This window comes from Mammaliicoccus fleurettii (assembly GCF_003970575.1).
Classification (GTDB): Bacteria; Bacillota; Bacilli; order Staphylococcales; family Staphylococcaceae; genus Mammaliicoccus; species Mammaliicoccus fleurettii.
Genome location: NZ_RXWZ01000087.1, coordinates 1 through 8564 on the forward strand (window position 1 = coordinate 1; position 8564 = coordinate 8564).

General features: G+C 33.3%; 6 protein-coding genes and 1 pseudogene. 1 reads left to right on the forward strand and 6 read right to left on the reverse strand.

What is annotated here, in order from left to right; translation table 11 throughout:
- The first annotated feature begins 141 nt into the window (after positions 1–141).
- Positions 142–1496: pseudogene (locus CD129_RS07705) on the forward strand (amino acid permease).
- Between the two features lie 430 nt (positions 1497–1926).
- On the opposite strand, the gene pyk reads toward CD129_RS07705, so the two are convergent.
- The 6 genes from pyk to ystJ all read right to left on the reverse strand — a co-directional run bounded on the left by pyk (position 1927) and on the right by ystJ (position 8454).
- Positions 1927–3687 (reverse strand): pyruvate kinase, encoded by a 1761-nt coding sequence (gene pyk / locus CD129_RS07710; RefSeq protein ID WP_115337348.1) that lies wholly within the window; start codon positions 3685–3687, stop codon positions 1927–1929.
- Positions 3688–3718: 31 nt separating this feature from the next.
- On the reverse strand, positions 3719–4684 hold the full coding sequence (gene pfkA / locus CD129_RS07715) for a 6-phosphofructokinase (RefSeq protein ID WP_078356410.1): 966 nt from the start codon (positions 4682–4684) through the stop codon (positions 3719–3721).
- Between the two features lie 239 nt (positions 4685–4923).
- Positions 4924–5868, reverse strand: a complete 945-nt coding sequence (locus CD129_RS07720) for an acetyl-CoA carboxylase carboxyltransferase subunit alpha (RefSeq protein ID WP_115337347.1) — start codon at positions 5866–5868, stop codon at positions 4924–4926.
- Positions 5861–6730, reverse strand: a complete 870-nt coding sequence (gene accD / locus CD129_RS07725) for an acetyl-CoA carboxylase, carboxyltransferase subunit beta (protein ID WP_078356408.1) — start codon at positions 6728–6730, stop codon at positions 5861–5863. Before accD ends, CD129_RS07720 begins: the two co-directional genes overlap by 8 nt.
- Before the next feature lie 18 nt (positions 6731–6748).
- Positions 6749–7204 (reverse strand): FadR/GntR family transcriptional regulator, encoded by a 456-nt coding sequence (locus tag CD129_RS07730; RefSeq protein ID WP_115337346.1) that lies wholly within the window; start codon positions 7202–7204, stop codon positions 6749–6751.
- Positions 7205–7224: 20 nt separating this feature from the next.
- Positions 7225–8454, reverse strand: a complete 1230-nt coding sequence (gene ystJ / locus CD129_RS07735; RefSeq protein WP_115337345.1) for an NADP-dependent malic enzyme — start codon at positions 8452–8454, stop codon at positions 7225–7227.
- Between the last annotated feature and the right edge of the window lie 110 nt (positions 8455–8564).

An 8564-nucleotide genomic window follows, 5' to 3' on the forward strand; every position in this document is an offset into this window, starting at 1 on the left:
ATTATATATGATAAAAATTATAAATCATGATTTAAGTAAAATTTAACCATTAATATACTTAAGTTTTTAATTGCTATTTTCTGACAGCAAGTGCATAATAAAAACATAAAATTTTGAATATGAAAGAAGGAAATAGGTTTTATGTCTAATAATTTACAAAGGGAGTTGAGTAATAGACACGTACAGCTTATTGCTATAGGGGGAGCAATCGGTACTGGTTTGTTTTTAGGCGCTGGAGAAACAATTCATTCTGCCGGTCCATCAATTCTACTTACCTATATTATTATAGGATTAATACTATTTTTATTTATGCGAGCTTTAGGTGAAATCTTACTGTCAAATACTGATTTTCATTCATTCGCAGATGTAACTCATACATATATCGGACCATTTGCTGGATACATAACAGGATGGACTTACTGGTTCTGTTGGATCGTAACAGGCATGGCTGAAGTTACAGCAGTTGCAAAATACATAAGTTTTTGGTTTCCAAATATACCAACATGGTTAACAGCATTATTTACTATACTCGTTTTAATGTCCTTGAATTTAATGACTGCTAAACTATTTGGAGAATTAGAATTTTGGTTTTCGATTATCAAAATCACAACAATTGTAGCACTAATAATTGTAGGAACTATAATGATTGTTATGGCGTATGAAACACCTTATGGTACTGCATCTATAACACATATATGGGATCATGACGGATTATTTCCAAATGGTATGAATGGATTCTTCATGTCATTCCAAATGGCTACATTTTCTTTTGTTGGAATTGAATTAATAGGTGTCACTGCAGGTGAAACGAAAGACCCTCACAAAACAATTCCGAGAGCAATAAACAGTGTACCTATTCGTATTATGATTTTTTATGTAGGTTCACTAATTATCATCATGTCTATTACGCCATGGGATAAAATTGATCCTGCAGAAAGTCCATTTGTTAAACTATTTGGTCTCATAGGGATTCCATTAGCTGCAGCAATTATTAACTTTGTAGTTCTTACAGCTGCAGCATCATCTTGTAATAGTGGAATCTTTTCAAATAGTAGAATGCTCTATGGTTTATCTCAAAATGGACAAGCTAATAAAAGATTTGGCGAAACAAACAAGACAGGTGTTCCTTATAAAGCTACACTATTCAGTTGTTTTTTATTAATGATTTCTGTAATTCTAAACTACGTTATAAAAGATGCTGGAGAAGTATTTAAATACGTTACATCAGTTTCAACCGTTTTATTTTTAGTTGTATGGTCGCTGATTATTATTGCTTATATTAAATATCGTAAGATTTCCCCTGAGTTAAATAAAAGTTCTAAATTCAAATTGCCAGGTGGCGTACCAGTAGCATGGAAACATTAATATTCTTTATCTTTGTATTCATTTTATTGATGACAAACAAAGTTACCTTAATCGCTATCTTAATCACACCAATTTGGTTTATCCTTTTAACTTTGATGTATTTTATGCAAAAGAACAAAGTATTTAAATAAGATCAAGAGCTTGGACACAATGTCCTAGAGATATAAAAAAGAGTAGAAATTCATTGTTGAAAGTGAATTTCTACTCTTTTTTTATATAGGTTACTTACACTTCTCTCGACTTGTGTAAATATAACTACCCTTGCTTACACTTCTTTCGACTTGTGTAAATATAACTACCCTTGCTTACACTTCTTTCGACTTGTGTAAATATAACTACCCTTGCTTACATTTCTTTCGACTTGTGTAAATATAACTATCCTTGCTTACACTTCTCTCGACTTGTGTAAATATAGCTATCCTTGCTTACACTTCTTTCGACTTGTGTAAATATAACTACCCTTGCTTACACTTCTCTCGACTTGTGTAAATATAGAGGACCTAAGACAAAGAGGATGAGACAAATTAATTGTCTCATCCTCTTTTAAAGTTTATCTATATATTAAAGTACGTTAGCGTATCCTTCATATATTTTATGTTGTTTAGGATCTAATGTAATTAAAGTGCCGTCTACAATTTTTTGACGAGCATCTTCTACTCCAACTATTGTAGCAACGCCTAAGTTAAGTCCAACTACAGCTGCGTGTGAAGTTAAACCACCTTCTTCAGTTACAATCCCTTTTGCTTTTTCTAAGTAAGGAACCATTTCTGCATCTGTAGATTGTGTAACTACGATTGATTCACTTAAATCTTTTCCTTTTAAATCTTCAGCTTTATTTACAACTACTGCTTTACCTACTGTTGAATTATGACCAATACCTTGACCTTTAGCTAATTCATCCCCAACTAAATGTATTTTCATTAAGTTAGTTGTACCTGATTCTCCAGTAGGAACACCTGCTGTAATAATGATTAAATCACCATTATCAACTAAACCAGTGTTTACTGCTGTTGATACTGCATTGTTTAATAACTCATCCGTATTTTGCTCACCTTTTTTAACAACCGGTAAAACGCCCCATACTAATGTCATATGACGAGCAGTTGTTTCGTTTGGTGTTACAGCAATGATATGTGAATGTGGTCTATATTTAGAAATTGTTTGTGCAGTTGCTCCACTTTCTGTTGCAGCTACGATTGATTCTACATTCAAGTTTAATGCTGTATGTGCCACTGATACACCTATAGCATTTACTAAGTTTGTGTCTATCATTTTTGAACGATCTGACAATAATTTTTTGTAATCTTGTGCATCTTCAGCAGCTACTGCGATATTTTGCATAGTACGTACAGCTTCTTCTGGATATAATCCAGCTGCAGTTTCACCAGATAACATTACTGCATCTGTACCGTCATAAATAGCGTTGGCTACGTCACTTGCTTCAGCTCTTGTACAACGAGGATTTCTTTGCATTGAGTCTAACATTTGTGTAGCTGTAATAACTGGTTTACCTAATTTATTACATTTCTTAATTAATTGTTTTTGAACCATTGGTACAGCTTCTGGTAAGATTTCAACACCCATATCACCACGAGCTACCATTAATCCGTCTGAAACTTGAAGAATTTCATCGATATTTTCAATTCCTTCTTCATTTTCAATTTTAGGAATAATTTTAATTGTATTGTTTTCTTTTTCTTCTAAAATTCCACGAATATCTAAAACATCTGAAGGACGTCTTACGAAACTTGCAGCTATGAAATCTACATTTTGTTCAATACCAAAACGAATATCGCTAGCATCTTTCTCAGTAATACCTGGAAGATTTACTTTAACACCTGGTAAGTTAACACCTTTTTTATTTTTAAGTTCTCCTGTATTCTCTACATGACAAACGACTTCACCTTTAGTAACGTCTATAGATTTAACAGTAAGTTCTATTAAACCATCATCAAGTAGAATTGTTGAACCAACTTCAAGGTCTTCAGCTAATTTCTCATAAGTTACTGAAAATGCTTCAGGCGTACCTTCAACTTCTGTTGTTTTAACTGTAACTTCACTACCTTTAGTAAGTTCAATTAAACCATTTTTCATATTATTCGTTCTGATTTCTGGACCTTTAGTGTCAAGTAAGATACCAATATTTTTGTTTAATTTTGCACTTACTTTTCTAATTGTATCTATACGACCTTTATGTTCTTCGTGACTGCCGTGAGAGAAGTTCAATCTAGCGACGTTCATCCCTGCAAGCATTAATTTTTCTAACATTTCTTCTGATTCTGATGCTGGACCTATCGTACATACAATTTTTGTCTTTCTCATTTTAAAATGACCTCCATAGTTTTTACTTGATTTAAATAGATAATTGATGCGCTAATTCATACATTTTGTTATCGATATTATGTTCTGATTGGAATATTCCATCAAAGTGAGTACATGTTAACTCATTTTGTTGAATGCCAACTGCTTTAGCACTTTCACCTTGCATAAGTAATTCGACAGCGTATCCACCTAATCTTGATGCTAATACTCTATCCATACCTGTAGGTGTACCACCTCTTTGAATATGACCTAAACATGAAACGCGTGTATCAATGTTGATATATTTTTTTAATTCTTCGCCGCATTGATTACCTGTCATAACACCTTCAGCACATACAATAATTGAGTGTTTCTTACCACGATCCATGCCTTGTTGGATTTTTTCAGCAATTTCTTCTATGTCCGCTTTTACTTCTGGAATTAAAATTGTTTCAGCTCCAGCAGCTAATCCTGACCATAATGCTAAATCCCCAGCATCTCTACCCATAACTTCGATAATAAAAGTACGTTCATGACTTGATGCCGTATCCCTAATTTTATCAACAGACTCTATAATTGTGTTAAGAGCTGTGTCAAAGCCGATTGTGAAGTCAGTACCATTTATATCATTATCGATTGTACCTGGTACACCAATTGTTTTAAGGTTCTTTGCTTCTTCACTTAATCTTTGTGCGCCTCTATAGCTACCATCGCCTCCGATAACAACCAAGCCTTCTATACCTCTTTTTTCAAGGTTATCGATAGCTTTAGCACGAACTTCTTTTTCTTTAAATTCTGGACACCTTGCAGAATAAAGGAATGTTCCACCTCTTTGAATCATGTCACCTACTGAGCCTAATTCAAGTTTTTCAATATTATCATTGATTAAACCTAAATATCCTTGGTAAACACCATAAACTTCAATATCATGATAAATAGCTTTACGAACAACCGCACGAATAGCTGCGTTCATCCCTGGTGAATCTCCACCACTCGTTAATACTGCAATTTTTTTCATAAATATACAGACCTCTCTTGTTATATGTTTGTTAATTTAAAAATAACACAAATAATTGCTTGATTCCATTAAAACTAACGTTATTTAGATATGTAAACGTCTTCTTAAACAAAGATTCTAAGTTTTGTAATATTCGGAATCTTGAAAACGCTATACATTTATTTCTATTATGCATATATACTCATAACAAAGAAAAAGAAAAGTCTTTTAAATAAGACCTTTCTTTTCCATGTTTGTTATTAATCAATATAACTTCCTATATTACGATACTTTTTAAACCTATCTTCAACTAAACTTTCTGGAGATAATGTTTTTAACTCAGACATATGTTTGGTAATTGAAGTCTTTATAAGTATTGCTTGATTTTCTAAATGTTTATGTGCTCCACCAAATGGTTCTTTAACCACTTCATCTACAACCCCTAATTCAAATAAATCAGGAGCAGTAATTTTCATCGTTTCAGCTGCCATTTGTGCTAAACTTGAATCTTTCCATAATAATGCAGCTGCACCCTCAGGAGAGATTACAGAATACGTACTATTTTCAAGCATAAGTAAACGGTTCGTAACACCTAAACCAAGTGCTCCGCCGCTTCCACCTTCACCAATTACGATAGAAATAACGGGTACAGTTAATGAAGCCATTTCAATTAAGTTTTTAGCAATTGATTCACTTTGGCCACGTTCTTCAGCAGCTTTACCTGGATACGCACCTTTTGTATCAATAAAGGTTATAATAGGACGGTTGAATTTTTCTGCTTGTTTCATTAATCTCAAAGCTTTACGATACCCTTCAGGATGTGCCATACCGAAGTTTCGGTAAATATTATCTTTCGTATCTTTACCTCTTTGATGACCAATAACTGTTACAGGTAATCCATTAAAATAAGCTAATCCACCTATTAATGCTGGATCATCTCTAAATGTACGATCGCCATGTAATTCTATAAAGTCATCAAATATATATGGAATATAATCTAGCGTTGTTGGTCTTTCTTGCAACCTAGCAACTTGTACTCTATCCCAAGGCTTTAAGTTTTTATATATTTGTTCTGTTTCTTTAGACAAAGTTGCTTCTAATATTTCAATTTCATCTAATAAATTAACACCATGCTTTTCTTGATAAGCTTTTAGAGATGCTATCTTCTCTTTAATCTCTTCTAAAGGTTTTTCAAATTCAAGCATTATCTCTCACCTCGTTGTGATGCATCTTAAGAACAGTACTTAATGTTTTGTACATATCTTTTCTATGTACAACTTTATCAAGTTGTCCATGATCTAGTAAAAATTCTGCCGTTTGGAAATCATCAGGTAGTTTTTCACTTATAGTTTGTTCGATGATTCTTCTACCTGCGAATCCAATTAATGCTTTTGGTTCTGCAAAATTTAAATCCCCTACAGATGCGAAACTAGCTGAAACGCCTCCTGTAGTTGGATGTGTCATATAAGAAATAAAAAGTAAACCTTTATCACTATGACGTTTGATTGAAACGCTTGTTTTAGCCATTTGCATAAGTGAAATTATACCTTCTTGCATCCGTGCACCACCACTTGCTGTAAATAATACAAATGGTAAATCATGATCTGCACAATAATCTACTATTCTACAAATTTTCTCTCCGACTACTGCACCCATACTACCCATTCTAAATCTGGAATCCATAACGCAAATACCATAAGGGATACCATCTATTGTTGTAACACCTGTCACAACAGCATCATTAAGACCTGTTTTTTGTCTATCTTTTTCAAGCTTATCTTCATATCCAGGAAATTCTAAAGGATTTGAAGCAGTCATACCGACATCGAATTCTTTAAACGCGTCTTCATCACTTACAGTTTTAATTCTGTCGTGAGCACTAAGCGCAATATGATGATCACAATTAAAACAAACATTTAAATTTTGTACGAGTTCTTTCGTATACATAATTTTTTTACATTTTGGACATTTAGTCATAATACCTTCTGGCACGTCATTATCTTTACTGTTTTGAACAGTTACATATTTTTTCTTTTTTTGGTTTCGATTGAACAAGTCTTTAAACATGTCACTATCCCCCTGATCTTATTTACAATTATCTCTTTCAAATCTATCACTATATTGAGAGAGTAGTTTCCAAATCATATACATAATTTGATTATTATTAGAAGAAACAAGTTCTTCTTTTGAATTTGTTTCGATGCTATTATGTTCTTCACAAAAATTTTCAATCATCCATTTAAGCTCATTTATTTCATCTAATTGAGATTCATTATGGATCAAAAACCTACCAATCAAATCAAAAAGTTGGTGTTGGTACATATCACTTAGAAATGTACCTTCCCCTCTCCTAGTATGTATTACACCGAGAAGCTCTAATGCTCTAAGAGCTTCTCTTATACTTGAACGCCCGACATTAAGTGTCTCACTTAAAAATCTTTCAGAAGGTAGCTTTTCGCCCACTTGAATATTTTTTTCAACAATAATTGATTGAATTTGTTCGACAATCTTGATTAAACCTTTTTGCATATTTTTATCCAATGTGGTGCCTCCTTCCCAAACTATGACAAGTCAGCTAATTCGTATGTTTTTCGCTCAATTTCATTTAAATCGACTTCAATACGTGCTACGCCTGATTCCATACCGGCTTTAGCTACAGCTCTAGCAACATAAGGTGCAACTCTTGCATCAAATGGACCAGGTATTACATAGTCTGAATTTAATTCATCTTCTGAAACTAAGTTAGCAATGGCTTCTACAGCCGCTTGTTTCATTTCTTCGTTTATATGTGTTGCTCTAATATCTAAAGCACCTCTAAATATACCAGGGAATGCTAATACATTATTAATTTGATTTGGAAAATCTGAACGTCCTGTGCCTATAACTTTTGCACCAGCTTCTTTTGCAATATTAGGCATAATTTCAGGAACCGGATTGGCCATAGCAAAAATAATTGGGTCCTCTGCCATAGTTTCAACTAATTCTTTTGTTAATGCGCCTTCTACTGAAACACCAACAAAAACATCAGCTTCTTTAATAACATCTTCTAGTTTTCCTTCGATTTTGTCTTTATTAGTCCATTTAGCTACAAAATCTTTTGTAGGATTCATTCCATAAGGACGATCTTCATAAATTGCACCTCTAGAATCGCACATAATCATGTTTCTTACGCCATAACTATATAATAATTTTATAATTGCAATACCAGCAGCACCAGCGCCATTTAAGACTACTTTTATATCGGATAATTTTCTGTCAGTAATTTTGAGTGCATTTATTAATCCAGCCACTGTGACGATTGCAGTACCATGTTGATCATCATGAAATACAGGTATTTTAGTTTCTTTTTTAAGTCTCTCTTCAATTTCAAAACATCTAGGAGCTGAAATGTCTTCTAAGTTAACGCCGCCATAGTTAGGTTCTAATAGTTTAACTGTGTTTACAATTTCATCAACATCTGTCGTGTTTAATGCTATTGGTACGCCATCTACGCCTGCAAAGCTTTTAAATAATACTGCTTTACCTTCCATAACTGGAATACTTGCTTCAGGACCAATATCTCCAAGACCTAATACAGCAGTACCATCAGTAATAACTGCTACAGCATTTGATTTCATTGTATAGTCATATACTTTACGTACATCTTCATGTATATCTTTACATGGCTCAGCAACTCCCGGTGAATAAGCAAGGCTTAATTCCTCTTTATTAGTAACTTTAACCTTTGCGTAGACACCTAATTTACCTTGTTTTTCTTTGTGCATATATAGAGCATCGTCTCTTAGTGACAAAATGATCATCCCTTCATTTTATGTATCTATCCCTTTATTATACATGAAATTTTATTATTTAAATTAAAAAATTCTTCACAGTGGTCAGACCACCATGAAGAATACTATAT

Excerpts from the sequence above, each read along its gene's own strand:
- CD129_RS07720 (WP_115337347.1), bottom strand. The coding sequence starts at position 5,868 with ATGCTTGAATTTGAAAAACCTTTAGAAGAGATTAAAGAGAAGATAGCA.
- pyk (WP_115337348.1), bottom strand. The coding sequence starts at position 3,687 with ATGAGAAAGACAAAAATTGTATGTACGATAGGTCCAGCATCAGAATCA.
- pfkA (WP_078356410.1), bottom strand. The coding sequence starts at position 4,684 with ATGAAAAAAATTGCAGTATTAACGAGTGGTGGAGATTCACCAGGGATG.
- accD (WP_078356408.1), bottom strand. The coding sequence starts at position 6,730 with ATGTTTAAAGACTTGTTCAATCGAAACCAAAAAAAGAAAAAATATGTA.